At 31.7% G+C, this 15,503-nt stretch carries 14 protein-coding genes; 9 read left to right on the top strand and 5 right to left on the bottom strand.

Features of this window, described 5'->3' with window-relative positions:
- Nucleotides 1-48: 48 nt before the first annotated feature.
- Both ACEN2I_RS16235 and ACEN2I_RS16230 read left to right on the top strand, forming a co-directional pair.
- Nucleotides 49-390: a hypothetical protein gene (locus tag ACEN2I_RS16235; RefSeq protein ID WP_441767153.1), complete on the top strand. Its 342-nt coding sequence runs from the start codon at nt 49-51 to the stop codon at nt 388-390.
- Nucleotides 391-655: 265 nt separating this feature from the next.
- Nucleotides 656-1,489 (top strand): hypothetical protein, encoded by an 834-nt coding sequence (locus ACEN2I_RS16230; protein ID WP_441767152.1) that lies wholly within the window; start codon nt 656-658, stop codon nt 1,487-1,489.
- Nucleotides 1,490-1,551: 62 nt separating this feature from the next.
- On the opposite strand, the gene ACEN2I_RS16225 is transcribed toward ACEN2I_RS16230, so the two are convergent.
- Both ACEN2I_RS16225 and ACEN2I_RS16220 read right to left on the bottom strand, forming a co-directional pair.
- Nucleotides 1,552-1,812: a SemiSWEET family sugar transporter gene (locus tag ACEN2I_RS16225; protein ID WP_441767151.1), complete on the bottom strand. Its 261-nt coding sequence runs from the start codon at nt 1,810-1,812 to the stop codon at nt 1,552-1,554.
- A gap of 10 nt (nt 1,813-1,822) precedes the next feature.
- Nucleotides 1,823-2,671 (bottom strand): SDR family oxidoreductase, encoded by an 849-nt coding sequence (locus ACEN2I_RS16220; protein ID WP_441767150.1) that lies wholly within the window; start codon nt 2,669-2,671, stop codon nt 1,823-1,825.
- A 252-nt stretch (nt 2,672-2,923) separates the two neighbouring features.
- On the opposite strand from ACEN2I_RS16220, the gene ACEN2I_RS16215 reads away from it, so the two are divergent.
- From ACEN2I_RS16215 to ACEN2I_RS16190, 6 genes are all read left to right on the top strand, one after another.
- Nucleotides 2,924-4,147, top strand: coding sequence for a hybrid sensor histidine kinase/response regulator (locus tag ACEN2I_RS16215; protein WP_441767149.1), 1,224 nt, complete (start codon nt 2,924-2,926; stop codon nt 4,145-4,147).
- Between the two features lie 9 nt (nt 4,148-4,156).
- Nucleotides 4,157-7,726, top strand: a complete 3,570-nt coding sequence (locus ACEN2I_RS16210; protein WP_441767148.1) for a response regulator — start codon at nt 4,157-4,159, stop codon at nt 7,724-7,726.
- A 14-nt stretch (nt 7,727-7,740) separates the two neighbouring features.
- The gene (locus ACEN2I_RS16205; RefSeq protein WP_441767147.1) at nt 7,741-8,106 is read left to right on the top strand and encodes a response regulator; all 366 of its coding nucleotides are present in this window, start codon (nt 7,741-7,743) and stop codon (nt 8,104-8,106) included.
- Between the two features lie 7 nt (nt 8,107-8,113).
- Nucleotides 8,114-8,923, top strand: coding sequence for a CheR family methyltransferase (locus tag ACEN2I_RS16200; RefSeq protein WP_441767146.1), 810 nt, complete (start codon nt 8,114-8,116; stop codon nt 8,921-8,923).
- On the top strand, nt 8,905-9,489 hold the full coding sequence (locus tag ACEN2I_RS16195) for a chemotaxis protein CheB (RefSeq protein ID WP_441767145.1): 585 nt from the start codon (nt 8,905-8,907) through the stop codon (nt 9,487-9,489). Before ACEN2I_RS16200 ends, ACEN2I_RS16195 begins: the two co-directional genes overlap by 19 nt.
- Before the next feature lie 128 nt (nt 9,490-9,617).
- Complete coding sequence (locus ACEN2I_RS16190) at nt 9,618-11,315, top strand: carbamoyltransferase family protein (RefSeq protein WP_441767144.1); 1,698 nt, start codon at nt 9,618-9,620, stop codon at nt 11,313-11,315.
- A gap of 7 nt (nt 11,316-11,322) precedes the next feature.
- On the opposite strand, the gene ACEN2I_RS16185 is transcribed toward ACEN2I_RS16190, so the two are convergent.
- From ACEN2I_RS16185 to ACEN2I_RS16175, 3 genes are read right to left on the bottom strand one after another with little or no spacing between them, the layout of a single operon-like run.
- The gene (locus tag ACEN2I_RS16185) at nt 11,323-12,012 is read right to left on the bottom strand and encodes an aspartyl/asparaginyl beta-hydroxylase domain-containing protein (RefSeq protein ID WP_441767143.1); all 690 of its coding nucleotides are present in this window, start codon (nt 12,010-12,012) and stop codon (nt 11,323-11,325) included.
- A 3-nt stretch (nt 12,013-12,015) separates the two neighbouring features.
- Nucleotides 12,016-12,522 (bottom strand): hypothetical protein, encoded by a 507-nt coding sequence (locus ACEN2I_RS16180; RefSeq protein ID WP_441767142.1) that lies wholly within the window; start codon nt 12,520-12,522, stop codon nt 12,016-12,018.
- 11 nt (nt 12,523-12,533) lie between these two features.
- Nucleotides 12,534-13,304 (bottom strand): diphthine--ammonia ligase, encoded by a 771-nt coding sequence (locus tag ACEN2I_RS16175; protein ID WP_441767141.1) that lies wholly within the window; start codon nt 13,302-13,304, stop codon nt 12,534-12,536.
- A gap of 67 nt (nt 13,305-13,371) precedes the next feature.
- Between ACEN2I_RS16175 and ACEN2I_RS16170 the strand changes: the two genes are divergently transcribed.
- Complete coding sequence (locus ACEN2I_RS16170; protein ID WP_441767140.1) at nt 13,372-15,438, top strand: M1 family metallopeptidase; 2,067 nt, start codon at nt 13,372-13,374, stop codon at nt 15,436-15,438.
- Nucleotides 15,439-15,503: the final 65 nt, after the last annotated feature.

The following is a 15,503-nucleotide window of genomic DNA, read 5'->3' as shown; positions in this document are numbered from 1 at the left end:
TAAAAAAGTTTTAAAAGACTTAAAATTAGTTATATAATACAAATTATCATGAAAAAAGAACTTTCAAAAAACGAAGTAGATTATATAGAGGAATATCAAAAAAATGGATTTTGCTGTAATTTTTTATTTCAGAAGGGAACCCTTTTAGAGACAGAATCAAAATATTCCTATCAGCCTGACGAAATTTTTATTGTCGCCCATCATCGATACGAAGGTATGAGCAATCCTGACGATATGTCAATTTTGTATGTGATCGAAACGGCAGACAGTAAAAAAGGAACTTATTTATTAGGATATGGCCCGTCTGCTGATTTGGAAGCAGCTGAGTTTTTTAAAGACATACCTGAAAAAAATTATACTAATAACGCCGATATTAACAAACTTACTTAAAAACTTAATTTAAATTCATGGTTACATAGGTTGAGGATTTTTTTATTTTGCTGAAAAAACAGCTGTTTCAAACATTAGGTTTGGAGCAGCTGTTTTTATTTTTAGCTATTTATAAAGTATTAATTATGAAAGACGTAAGAAAAATTATATAACATGAAACGTTTGCGATATTACGAAATTTGAATAGTTCAAAAGAAGAAGAAATTATGGTTGTAGTTTAAGAATTTGAACGCTTTAATTATAGAACTCTTTTAATTGTTAACAGATGAAAAAACTTTACATAAATACAGGCGGAATTAATGCAATTTTTAATAATCTTAAAGATAGTCTCAATGGGACTTTGACTTTAGAAAACAATCAATATAATTTAGCAGTTAAATCCAAATATGCAAATGGAATAATAAGCGGGATAGCACTGAACAAACAAATTTGTCATATACAATTTGATATTGTATTTAATGATGATGTTGAATTAAGTATGGAATCTTTTGCTAATTCGCCTATTTTATTTACATACTGTTTTGAAGGTACTTTAAGTCATAGTTTTGGAATTAATGGCGAAAGAAAAAACATAAAACCCAATCAGGCCGGTATTATAAGAAATACATCAAATATTAATAGTGTTTTGTGTTTTGAAGGTTACAAAAAGGTGCATTTTTCTATGATTTGCACAAATACTTATAATTTAGAAATGGCTGAAAACACCACGTTGTTTTCTGATCTGAACAAAGTATTTAATAGTAAGTGGGGGAATTACATTCACATAGGTCAGCAAAACTTGAAAATTGCTGAAAAACTTAAAGAGTTTAATGAAGTTCCACAAAAGGGAATCGTTAAAAACTTACTAAAAAACAGAATCTTAGAAAGTATTTTAGAAATCGAACTTGATCAGCATACCTATGGATATGCTAAAAATATAAAACCAATTATAGTAATCGCAAATAAGCAGATAGAAGAATTGAAAAGAATTTCGAGTTTGAACGTTCTTGATGTATTTTCAGGAGTTAGTTTAGCAGGCAGAAATTATTTTCCACGATTAATTAAGGAAAAATATCATTTATCTATCAATAAATCATACATTCAAAAATTAGTTAGCTAGCAGAGCCCCACATATTGAAAAAAAAACAGCCTTTCCCGGGCTGTTTTTTTTTTTTTGAATATTTAGTCTTTTTCGTAGTAAATAAGAAAATAAACCATAATTAAATTTAAGAACAGCGAAATACTATTGGTTATAATGATAGGGAAATCATTTTTTAAAATCCCGTAAACAATCCACATTGCAATTCCAAAAGTCAGGACGCTAAAAGTCAAGAGGGAAATTTGTTTTACTTTTTTTGTCTTCCAGACTTTTATAATTTGAGGAACAACTGAAATCGTTACACAAATTCCTGCCAAAAGACCCAAAATGTCGATAAAATTCATAGTCATTTTTTTATCCTCCTATAAGTTCACCTCCGTTTATATGAATAAATTGTCCGGTAATATAACTACTGTCTTCAGAAGCTAAAAAAACATAAGCAGGGCCAACTTCTGATGGCTGACCTGGTCTGCCCATTGGATTATCTTTTCCAAAATCTGAAATTTTATCAAATGTTGCAACAATCAACGGAGTCCATATTGGTCCTGGAGCTACTCCATTAACTCTGATTTGTTTTTTTGCCAGCATAGTTGATAATGATCTGGTAAAACTCAAAATTGCTCCTTTTGTACTCGAATAATCAAGCAGGTGTTCACTTCCGCGATAAGCAGTAACAGAACTTGTATTAATAATGCTGTCACCTTTATTTAAAAAAGGTAATGCTGCTTTTGTAATATAAAAGTAGGGATAGATATTGGTTTCAAATGTTTTTTGAAGTTGTGCTGCCGTAATTTTTTCCAATTCATTTTGAGGAAACTGAACAGCTGCATTATTGACAATTATATTAATTTTATTAAATATTTTAAGACAGTTTTTTACAGCACTTTTGCAATTTTTTTCATCTTTTAAATCTCCGCTTATTAATAGACACTGCTGACCTTCTTTTTCAACAAGTTCTTTGGTCATATGCGCATCTTTATCTTCTTTAAGATAAACAATTGCAATATTCGCCCCTTCTCTTGCAAAATGTACAGCTACACTTCGGCCAATTCCGCTGTCACCACCCGTTATAAAAGCTACTTTACCCAATAGTTTTCCGCTTCCCGTATAGTTTTCTTTAATAATTTCAGGCTCAGGATTCATTAAATATTCATGTCCGGGCAAATTTTGTTTTTGTTCCGGGAGTGTTTTTAATTTTTTCATCTTTTGTCTTTTTAGAGTAAATACTAGCTAAAAATAATTTGATTTAATCACAAAGTTTGACTTAAATGATATAAAGATTGTCGTAAAAAGTTAATTTCTCAAGATCAAACATGGGAATTATGTAATTAATTTAATTTCTTATAAAATAGTGAATTTATATTTTTTTTATAAATTTGAGAGTTTGGTTAATGCTAACTAAAAAGGAAACATATTCAAAATAATTTTAATTGTAACGCTTTAGGCTATAAATAGATGATATTAATTGTAGACGATATAAGGGCAAATATAATTGCCTTAAAAAAGACATTGGAATTACATAACATCGATGTAGATACAGCAGAATCTGGTGAAGAAGCCTTAAAAAAAATTTTACAGACAAATTATTGCCTTATTATAATGGACGTTCAGATGCCGGGACTCGATGGCTTTGAAGTTGTAAAAATCTTATCCGGAAATAAAAAAACAAAAGACATTCCTGTTATTTTTCTTTCAGCACTTAATATTGAAAAAAAATATATTTTTAAAGGATACGAAACAGGGGCAGTAGAATATATTACCAAACCTGTTGATACTGATTTGCTTATTTTAAAAGTAAAGACTTTCCTGAAGATTTACGAACAGCAGAATCAATTAAAAGAAATGAAGGATCTGCTTTCGAAAGAAATTAAAATTCGAAAAGAAGCTCAGGATAATCTGGAAGTAAAAATCTCAGAAAGGACAAAAGAATTGGTCTTGAAAAACGAAGAGCTGGAGCTTAAAAACCATGAATTGCAACAGTTTGCATGGGTGGTTTCGCATGATTTGAATGAACCCATAAGAAAGATTCAGATTTTTATTAAAATAATCAAAGATCTTTATTTAGCCGAAGATGATAAAGCGGTTGATTATGTTAACCGGACAATTAAATCAGCAGAAAGGATGCAGACTTTAATTACAGATTTGCTCGCTTATTCGAGATTGTCATCAAAAGTACAGCCTGAAAAAACCGACTTAAATGAAGTTTTACAAGAAGTTCTCTCTGATTTTGATTATCTGATTGAAAGTAAAAAAGCCACAATAAAAACAACTGTACTACCAACTATTGACAGTATTCCTAGTCAGTTACGACAGGTTTTTCAGAATCTAATTGGAAACGCACTTAAGTTTTCAAACAATGTAGATACGCCCTTTATACAAATTACTTCGGAATTAATTACAACTAAAAATTTTGATGGAGAGGTTTCTCCTGAAGGCAAATATTGCCGTATTATTGTAAAAGATAATGGAATTGGGTTTGATGAAATTTATCTGGACAGGATTTTTATTATTTTCCAAAGTCTTAATGATCGTCAGAGCTATGAAGGAACAGGTATTGGACTGGCAATTGCAAAAAAAATAATCGAAAAACATAACGGTTTAATTACCGCTAAAAGTCAAATTGGTAAAGGAGCTAGTTTTATAATAATTTTACCCTTGCACTACGAAGAATTAAAATAATTTTTTTTTATGAAAGATAACAACTTTAAAAGAAACTTACTAGTAAGTTCAATGGTTTCATTACTGGTATTAATGATCAGTTCTACAGCCTCATTTTTAAGTATAAGAAGTTTATTAAACAGTATTTATTGGGTAAATCATACGCAGTCTGTTATTTATAATTTAAACGAGGGTTCAGCTATTATTACCGAAGCTCAAACCAATATGCGTGGCTATCTGATAAGTGGTGATGAAAATTTTATAAAGAGTTATAAGGAATCTCAAATTAAATCGGATTATTATTTTGATAAACTTCAGGAACTTACAGTTGATAATCCAAAACAGCAAAAGCAATTAAGTGAATTAAAAATACTTAGGGTAAATTTTTACAAATACCTCCACAATCAGGTGGTAAAAAAGCAATTTGGAAAAGAAAATGTCTCATTTGATCTGAATGAAGGCAGAAAAATGATAAACAAATTAAGAAATTTAATTAAAAAAATTGAAAATGACGAACAGCAGCTTTTAAAAGAAAGAAACGCAAATTCTGAACGTTACGGAGTATACAGCACTGCTTTAATTATTATTGCTTTTATCATTGCCTTTTTAATATCAGTTGTATTTTTTATTAGAATTTTAAAAGATTATAACGAACGTGCCTTTTTACAAAGTGAATTAGAGCGAAAAGATCTTGAAACGGCACAAAGAATTGAAGCCATAAGTACCATTGCGCAAAATATATCTAATGGAAATTATGATATTAGGGTAGACGACAACAAAGCAGATGCACTTGGAAGTGTGGGAGTATCACTAAACAATATGGGGGTTTCCTTAAAATCTTCATTCGATTTATTATCTCAAAAAGAGTGGATGCAAACCGGAATTGCCAAACTAAACAATGTAATGTTAGGAGATAAAGAACTGGAAGATTTATCCAAAGATGTTATAGAATTTATATGTCAATATACCAAAAGCAGTGCAGGAGTTATATATGCCATGGAGGGTGATGAACTTTATGCAACTTCAGGTTATAGTTATCTCCCTAATAAAAATAGAGAACATATTAAAAGAGGCCAGGGATTAATAGGTCAAAGTGTTATTTCAGGAAAAATTCTGGAATTAAGATCATTTTCAGAGAGCGATGTTCAGATTACCTATGCTTTGGGAGAAATCAAACCAAAACACATTGTAGCAGTTCCTTTAATTGATACAAAAATAGAAGGTGCTTTTGAATTGGCCAGCCTTAACAACTTTACTGAGATTGATTTAGAATTTTTACAAGCTGTTTCAAGCAATATAGCTATTGCATTCAAATCAACTCAAAACCGTAAGCGTGTTTTTGAATTATTAGAAGAAACTCAGGCACAATCTGAAGAATTGCAATTGCAACACAATGAATTAGAAGGTATAAACGCAGAATTAGAAGCTCAAACTGAAAAACTTCAGGCTTCAGAAGAAGAACTGAGAGTACAGCAGGAAGAACTTGAGCAAACCAATGAAGAATTGTCTGAACGAAGTGTTTTACTGGAAGAAAAGAACACAGAAATTCAAAAAAAATCTGAAGCTCTTGAGCTTACAACGCGTTATAAATCGGAGTTTTTAGCAAATATGTCGCATGAGCTTAGAACACCACTAAACTCTATTTTGCTATTAAGCAGATTGTTATCTGAAAATAACAATCAAAGCATGAATAAAGAAGAAATTGAGTTTGCAAGGGTTATTATGAGTTCGGGTAATAGTCTTTTAGGCTTAATTGATGAGATTCTGGATTTATCCAAAATTGAAGCAGGTAAAATGGAACTTGAATTTCTAGAAGTTCCAACGAAAGAAATTACAGATAATTTAGGAAGCTTATTTACACAAGTTGCAAAAGAAAAAAATATAGGTTTTGAAATCATTTCAAAAGAAGCACCTCTTGTTATTAAAACCGATAGAATGCGTTTAGAGCAAATTCTTAAAAATCTGCTTTCGAACGCAATTAAATTTACCGAAAAAGGATCCGTAAGTTTAGAAATCAAAATTAACGATGATGATGATAAAATTATTTGTTTTATCGTAAAAGATACGGGAATCGGAATCCCACTAGACAAACAGCCTTTAATTTTTGAAGCTTTTCAGCAGGCGGATGGTTCTACAAAACGTAAATATGGAGGAACTGGTTTAGGACTATCCATCAGTAGGGAATTAGCAAAATTGCTTAATGGCGAAATCATTTTGCATAGTAAAGAAAACGAAGGAAGCAGTTTTACACTTTGTTTGCCAATTTATGGTTCATCAATTAAAAAAGTTATTGTCGAAAAATTACCTCCAATACAAATTGAACCAATTGAAACAGCAGAAGAAATTCAAAAAAAGAAATACATCAGTACGCTTATTCCAGATGAAATTGAAGATGACAGAAATTCTATTTTAGAAGATGATAAAGTTATTCTGATTGTAGAAGATGATATGAATTTTGCAAAATCATTACTTACTTTCACTCGCAAAAGCGGATACAAAGGTATTGTTTCGGTACGTGGTGATTATGCCTTAAATTTTGCATTATTGCATAAACCTGTTGGTATTTTGCTTGATATCGAATTGCCAATAAAAAGCGGCTGGGAAGTTCTGGAGGAATTGAAAAGTAATTCCCAAACCAAGCACATACCCGTACATATTATGTCATCACATAAATTGAAACAGGAAAGCTTGTTAAAAGGAGCAGTTGATTTTCTGGACAAACCTGTTGCTTTTGAGAAAATTCCGGATGTTTTTAGGAGAATAGAACATATCATTAATAAAGAAGCACAAAAAGTTTTAATTATTGAAGACAATCCCAAACACGCTAAGGCGCTGGCTTATTTTTTAGAAACGTACAACATCAATTCTGAAATTAAAAGTGAAGTTTCTGATGGATTAAAATCGTTAAACAAAACGGAGGTAGATTGTGTGATTTTAGATATGGGAATTCCAGATAAACATGCCTATCAAATTTTGGATGGTGTAAAAAAGAGTCCAGGTTTAGAAAATCTCCCGGTTATTGTATTTACAGGAAAAAGTTTATCTCTGAAAGAAGAAGTGAAAATTAAAAAATACGCCGATTCTATCATTGTAAAAACGGCACATTCATATCAAAGAATGTTGGATGAAGTTTCACTTTTTCTGCATTTGGTTGAAGAAAATAAAGATGAAAAAGGTAAAAAAGAAAGTTACAAAAAACTTAATCTGCTAAATAATATTTTATTTGATAAAACGGTTCTTGTGGTTGATGATGATGTTCGTAATATTTATTCATTGACTAAAGCATTAGAAGTTTTTAAAATGAATGTAATTACTGCTTTTGACGGTAAAGAAGCAATAAAAATTTTAGAAGAAAATCCAAACACAGATATTGTTTTATTAGACATGATGATGCCAAATATGGATGGATATGAAACCGCTGAGAAAATAAGAAGTAATCCAAAACATTTATCACTTCCTTTAATAGCGGTTACAGCAAAAGCAATGACCGGGGATCGCGAAAAATGTATCAAAGCAGGAGCTTCAGATTATATCACAAAACCTGTAGATATTGATCAGTTACTGTCCTTGTTGCGTGTGTGGTTATATGATAAAGTTTAATTAATGTAGTAAAAATGAACAAAAAAAGACTTTTAATTATAGATGACGACAACCGAAATATTTTTGCTTTAGAGAATACGCTTCGCGCTAAATCATTCGATTGTTTATCATGTCTAAGTGCAGAGGAGGCTTTAAAAATATTAAATGCGGATGCAGGAATAGATGCGGTTTTAATTGATATGATGATGCCTGAAATGGATGGGTATGAAGCAATTCCGTTAATAAAAAATATTCCGTCACATTCATCGACCTTTATTATTGCGGTAACGGCTCAGGCAATGACAGGAGACAAAGAAAAATGTTTGGAGGCTGGTGCAGATGATTATATTTCTAAACCCGTCGATGTAGATAAATTGCTTTTAGTGTTAAGCAGAATTTGAAATTTTTATGATAGAAGATATCGAACTAGAAACCCTTATTAATGAAGTATATGAATATTATGGTTTTGATTTTGGTAGTTATTCAAGAGCATCTTTAAAAAGACGTGTAAACAGAATATATCAATTGGACGGATTTACTGATTTTGGTGAATTTTTATCAAAAGTGAGATATGATTCGGATTATTTTAGACATATGGTTGATGAAATTACAGTAAATGTTACTGAAATGTTTCGTGACCCCTCTTTTTATACTGTAATTCGAAATCAAATCCTTCCTTTATTAGGCCCTAAACCCTTTATTCGTTTGTGGCATGCAGGATGTTCTACAGGCGAGGAAGTTTATTCTATGGCAATTTTATTAAAAGAAGCAGGACTACTGCATAAGTCTTTAATTTATGGCACAGATATAAATGCCAAGGTTCTGGAAACAGCAAAAAAAGGAATTTTTCCATTGAGAATGATGAAGGAGTATTCTGAAAATTACAGGGATTCTGGAGGAAAAGAAGATTTTTCCAACTATTATACAGCGAATTATGGAATAGCAAAATTTAATGAAGAACTCTCTCAAAAAATGGTTTTTTCTCAGCATAATTTAGTTTCTGATACTTCATTCAATGAATTTGATATGATTTTTTGCCGAAATGTTTTGATCTATTTCGATAACGATTTACAAAAAAGAGCTATAAAATTATTCGATGAAAGCCTGGCTACCTTAGGTTTTTTGGCTTTGGGAACAAAGGAAACCATAAAATATTCAATATCTCAAAGCAAATACAAACAATTAGATAGGGAAAAAATATGGAGAAAAATCAATTAATTCCAGATTTTAAAGTAGTAATTATCGGTGGTTCAGCCGGAAGTTTAAATGTACTAATGCAAATTTTACCGCAATTGCCTGTAATAAAATCTTTTGCTATGGTAATTGTACTCCATCGGAAAAGTACAGATGAACTGACTTTAGAAGAACTTATAAAATTAAAAGTGAGCACTAATGTGAAACCAGTTGAAGACAAAGTATCTTTTTTGCCTGGATCTGTTTATATTGCCCCATCAAATTATCATTTATTATTTGAAAAAAATAATACACTTTCGCTTGACACTTCAGAAAAAATAAATTACAGCAGACCAAGTATTGATGTGTCCTTTGAGTCTGCAGCTGAGGTATATAAAAACAGATTAATCGGAATCTTGTTGTCTGGATCTAATGCAGACGGTACTGAGGGGTTAAAAGCTATAAAAAAAGAGGGAGGCACTATTGTTGTTCAGGATCCTGAATCTGCCGAAATGCCTTTTATGCCCAATAGCGCTATACAAAGCACAACACCAGATCTTGTTTTAAATATTCAGGAAATACTTCATTTTATCCTTTCACTGGATAATTAAGTTTTTTAAAATCTATTTGCAGTTTTTGATTTATATAATTTCAGATTTTTCATGCATTTATGAGACAGAAATGTTAATTTGCAATCGTTTTATAAAAAAGAAAAGTAATTTATATAAAGTTTCTATTAATGAATTCACCTGTTTATGTTCTTGGTACCGGACTTTCGCATAACGGATCAGCTGTATTACTAAAAGATGGACGTGTTTGTGTAGCTATCGAAAAAGAAAGGTTAAGCCGAATTAAACATGATGGTGGTAATGATAATCTGGCAATTCAGTATTGTCTTGATGCAGAAGGAATAGGGCTAAAAGATATTTCTCTTGTTGTGCAGTGCGCCAATTTTGATATCCCGGATCGAAATAAATACAAGGGTACAAGACTTTTTACAGCCGAAAAAGATTTAAAAATTGTTGATATTTCACATCATTTGGCTCATGCGTACAGTGCTGTCGGAACTTGTTCTTTTTCTGAATGTGCGGTAATGGTTATTGATGGCTGTGGAAGTCCGCTTGACCAATTTCTCAAATTACATCCGGAACAAGAACAATTTATAAGCCCTGAAATGCGAAATGAAATTCAGATGGTCTGCGAAAAAGACAGTTTTTATCATTTTGACGGACAAAAACTAACTCCTTTAATTAAGGATTTTAGTATAATGGCAAAGAAATCGGAGAGCTTATTTTCACTTCCCACCACTCAGCATTCTATTGGAGGATTTTATGCGTCTGTAAGCCATTATGTTTTTGGAGATATGGATGATGTGGGTAAATTAATGGGACTTGCACCATTTGGAAATTCCCGAATTTACAATTTTGAAGCTTTTGAATTCAGATCTGGAAAACTGTTTGTGAATGAAGACTGGAAAAATCATTTTACGAATCCATCAAAAGATTATGATTATTTAAAAAATAATTTTGATTATTACGCCAATGTGGCAAAGTGGGCACAGGAACAGGTCGAAAAAGCAGTATTAAAATGCATTCACAGCCGATTGGATAAATTTCCTCATAAAAATTTATGTTATTCAGGTGGTGTAGCATTAAATGCTGTAGCAAATGCAAAACTTCAGGACAGCAAAATAGTTGAAAACATTTATTTTGAAGCTGCTGCCGCAGATAATGGCCTGGCTTTGGGCTGTGCTTTTTATGGCTGGTTAGAATATTTAAAAATGCCAAAAGTTCCCCATGATGGAAGTACCTGTTTTGGTAAAACGTATAGAAACTCCGAAATTGAAGCTACATTTAATAAAGACGAAAACAAAAAACACGCTTTTAAAAAGTTTTCTGATGACAATGATTTGGTAAATTATTGTGCAGAAAAATTAAATCAGGAAAAAACAATTGCATGGTTTCAATCGGGATCAGAATTTGGGCCACGCTCGTTGGGACGAAGAAGTATTTTGGCACATCCGGGAATCGACAATATGAAAGATCATATCAATCGGAATATTAAATTCAGGGAAGATTTTCGTCCGTTTGCACCAGCGGTATTAAAAGAAAAAGTTGGGGAATATTTTTTGTATGGAAGAGATAGTCCCTATATGATTTTGGTGGATAAAACACGACCGGAGTATATAGAAAAGCTTAAAAATGTAACGCATCATGATGGTTCTGCACGTGTACAAACTGTTGAAGAAAATTGGAATCCGAAGTTTGCCAAGTTGCTCGAAGCATTTAATAAGCAAAGCGGAATCGCAGTTTTACTAAATACCAGCTTAAACAAAAAAGGAATGCCAATTGTTGAAACGCCTGATGAAGCGATTCATTTATTTGAAATAACGGCTTTGGATATTTTGGTTATAGAAAATTACGTAATCGAAAAGTAATCTTAATTTACTCCAAATCTTTCAAAATCTGATTGGCAATTGGAAGATTCATACGTTGTAATTCAGCAATCATAAGTTTTTTTTCTTCTTCAGAAACTTTATTGGCAGGTCGCACAAAATCATTTTGGTGGTATTTTTTAAAAAACAGATTATCTGTCCATTCATTTCGAAGTCCGTCAATAACAAGATGAATTCGGTCTTCATTCCCTCGATTTGCTACCGAATGTATGAAATTAGCATCAATATACCAGCATTCACCTTCATTCATAATCAAACGATTTCCATCTAAAATAAACTCAACTTTACAATTTGTAATAATTGGAATGTGTAATCTAAAACAGCCATCTTCGTATCCCAGACAATTGTCGCTATGTGGTTTAACTTCTGCACCAACATCTAATTTTAACAAACGGACTGCTGTTTTTTCAAATAAAAAGCTATCCAGAATTTCTTTGAAGTAAGTACACGAATCCAAAATTTCGGTAGGAACGAGTTTTTCATCGCCATTTGGTAATGCGAAAATTGAATCTGATTTTCCATTTTGTGACATTAAGGCAATTGAGGTCCAATTTCCGGAATAATCATTTGTATTATAATGATTTGTCCATTTTATATGAATGATTTTATGAACATCATATTTAAGTTTTTCAGTATCAAAAAGCAGTGGAAATTTTATGTAACGTACTAATTTATCCATAATTTAATCTCTTAGCCATTTTAACATTTTTGGGAATGCTTCTTTGCCTTCTTTTACGGCACGTTCTTTTGATAAAGTAAGTCCTGTCCATTCCAGAAAAGGCAATCCAATATATGTTTCATTAGTGAAATTTGAAATCAGCCATTCCGATTCATTTTTGTATCCATCAGGATGAAATACAAATGCAACAGGTAATTCTAAATGTTTTGCAGCTGCAAAAGACCAAAGGATGGCGCCCATTTCTTCACCTTGTGTAGGCCAGTCCGAAGCCATTTCATCAGTGCCTGCAACTTTTCTTTCAGCAGAAGTTGTTACAGCCAAATGCCCGGCTTCATGCAGAATATCACCAGGATACAATAATTTTTCAAAATCAATATAAAGGCAATTTGGACCTAAACTTAAACCAGGCAAAAAAGAGGTTTCCAGTTCTTTTTCAACTACCTCAATTCTAATCTCGCTTAAGAACGACAGGATTTTTTCTAATTCAGGACTTAGATTTTTTATTGTCATGATTAAATAAATTAATTAGGAATCAGATCTGTATACCAGAATCCATAATCAAAAGCATCAGAAACATTTGTATCACAAGCTGTATTTGATTCTTCCTGATTTTTAGGTTTTTCGTATTTACGATATACGGTTTCGCCAATTTCAAAATTAATAGCTTCAGAAAAAATAGGACCATCAAAAGTAAAAGTATGAAATTCTCCGTTTTCACCGCATACATCTACATTTTCAGGTAAATCATCAATAAAATCCTGATCTATGATCCTGCCAACAAAACTTTTGTCAAGATAGCGCTCGTTTACACAAACTACAATCGTTTTAAAACCTAAAGTAATAAATTCCTGAATCAAATCTTTTGTTGGAGTTTTCCATAAAGGAAATTCGGCTTCAAAGCCAATTTCGGCTAATTTATCTTCACGGTATTTTCGCAAATCTTCCAGAAAAATATCTCCAAAAACGGAATGTGTAATGTCTTCTTTTTTTAATTGGGACAGCGTTTCAGTCATTACATTTTCATAAACTTCCATCGTAGGCATCTCCGGGATCTGCATTATTTTTAGAGGTAAACCAATACTTTTGCACTGAGCTTCGAGCAATTCTGTCCGGATACCGTGCATTGAAATTCGTTGATATTGCTTGTTGACACTTGTCAATAAACATGCTATTTTAAAATCAGGATTTTGAAGTATCTTGTATAAAGCGAGTGCAGAATCTTTTCCACTGCTCCAGTTAAATAAGGCTTTTTTAGTTCTTTGCACGATTGTATAATTTTCTATTGTAAACATACAAATTTCATTCGATTTGTTGATGAAACCTTTGTAACTTTGGATTTTTGCCTTCAAATTTATTTAAATGAAATACATCCTATTATTTATTACCAGCTTTGTTTTTTCGCAACAAACCCAATTTGTCGATTTTAAAACGGTTTCTGGCCAATTGAAATTTGCTACCAATGAAAAATCGGTTTTAGGTTCTGTCGATTATCAGTTTGAGGTTTTAAAACCTGTTGACACGATTAAAATTGATGCCAAAAACATGGAATTTTCAAAAGTAAAAGTCAATCAAAAAGAAGCTGTTTTTATAAATACAGGGAAACAATTGCAAATAGTACAACATTTTCAGATAGGAAAAAATCAGTTAACTTTTGAATATAAAGTAAAGCCTAAACAAGCTTTGTATTTTGTAGATATTGAAAATTCTGAAGTACAAATCTGGACACAGGGTCAGGGTAGGTATACCAGTAATTGGTTTCCAAGTTTTGATGATGTAAATGAAAAAGTAATTTTTAACTTAGGCATTACTTATGATAAAAACTATCAGGTTGTTTCGAACGGAACTTTAAAAGAAAAAACGCAGGAGAATAATCAATTTCACTGGCAATATAAAATGGAAAACCCAATGAGTTCTTATTTATTGATGCTTTCTATTGGAAAGTTCGATAAAAAAGAATTCAGATCAAAATCTAAAATCCCATTAGAATATTATTTAGAAACTAAAGATACAAGTCGTTTTGAAACCACTTATCGTTATTCTAAGCGCATTTTTGATTTTTTGGAAAAAGAAATAGGAGTGAAATACCCTTGGGAAATCTACAGACAAATTCCGGTTCGGGATTTTTTGTATGCTGGAATGGAAAATACCACAACAACACTTTTTGCAACTCGTTATGTGGTTGATTCCATTGGTTTTGAAGATCGAAATTACACTAATGTTGATGGACATGAATTGGCTCACCATTGGTTTGGAGATCTTGTTACTGCCGAAAGTAGTACGCATCACTGGCTTCAGGAGGGTTTTGCAACTTATTATGCATTACTTGCCGAAAGAGAAATTTATGGAGATGATCATTTTTATTCGAAATTATACGATACAGCACAACAAATTAAATTTGCTTCCAGAACCGATTCAATTCCGGTTTTGAATGCGAAAGCCAGTTCACTCACCTTTTACGAAAAAGGTGCATGGGCATTATTTGTTTTAAACGAATCGATTGGAGATAAAGCATTTAAAAAAGCTATAAAAAATTATTTGAAGAAATATGCCTATCAAACTGTCAATACACAGAATTTCTTTGATGAGATTAAAAAAGTGTCCAATTTTGATTTAGAAAAATTTCAGAGGACCTGGCTGGAAACTACAGCATTTGATACTCCAACTGCCAATGCATTATTGAGTAAAAATAAAATGATTCAGGAGCGTTTGGAAGTTGATAGATTAAAAAAAGTATCATTAGCAGAAAAGCAGAATTATTTTTTTAAAATTTTAGATTCAGATGTTTTTCCATCTGTTAAAGTATCTATTATAGATCAAATTGAATCTGAAAAATATGAAGCTAAAAAAGCACTGTTAAGATTGGCTTTAAAAACCAATAACAGTAAGATTCATCAGGCTGTGGCCGAAAATTTTTCAAAAATTCCGGAAGATTTCAGAAAAGAATACGAAACCTTACTTGACGATAAATCTTATCAGACACGAGAAATGGCTCTGTATTTTTTGTGGAAAAATTTCCCAAAAAATCGTCCGGCATATCTCGATAAATCTAAAAACTGGATTGGTTTCAATGATTATAATTTACGTACTTTATGGCTTTCTTTAGCATTATCTACACCCAATTACAGTGATAATCCGGAAATATTTGTTTCAGAGTTAATTGCTTTTTCTTCTACAAAGTATGAAGCAACTACAAGACAAAATGCACTTGAAAAGCTAATTGCATTTAAAATTATTAACGATCAGGTTTTGAGTAATTTAGTTAATGCTACAACACATCATATGTGGCAATTTTCGAAATTTGGAAGAGATACGATTAGATTATTGTTAAAAAATACTGAAATGCGTATCGAATTTGAAAGAATTTTGCCTAATTTGACCCCCGATGAACAATTCCAACTGAATCGCTTGCTTGGAGAAAAAAGTTAGAAGTCAGATGTTATTAGAATCTATAAAAGTATGTTGAGTGTACAGTTTATAAATGATAAATTAAA

Source organism: Flavobacterium sp. W22_SRS_FK3, assembly GCF_052113665.1.
In the GTDB taxonomy this organism is placed as follows: domain Bacteria; phylum Bacteroidota; class Bacteroidia; order Flavobacteriales; family Flavobacteriaceae; genus Flavobacterium.
This window is presented reverse-complemented; position numbering and strand designations above follow the sequence as displayed.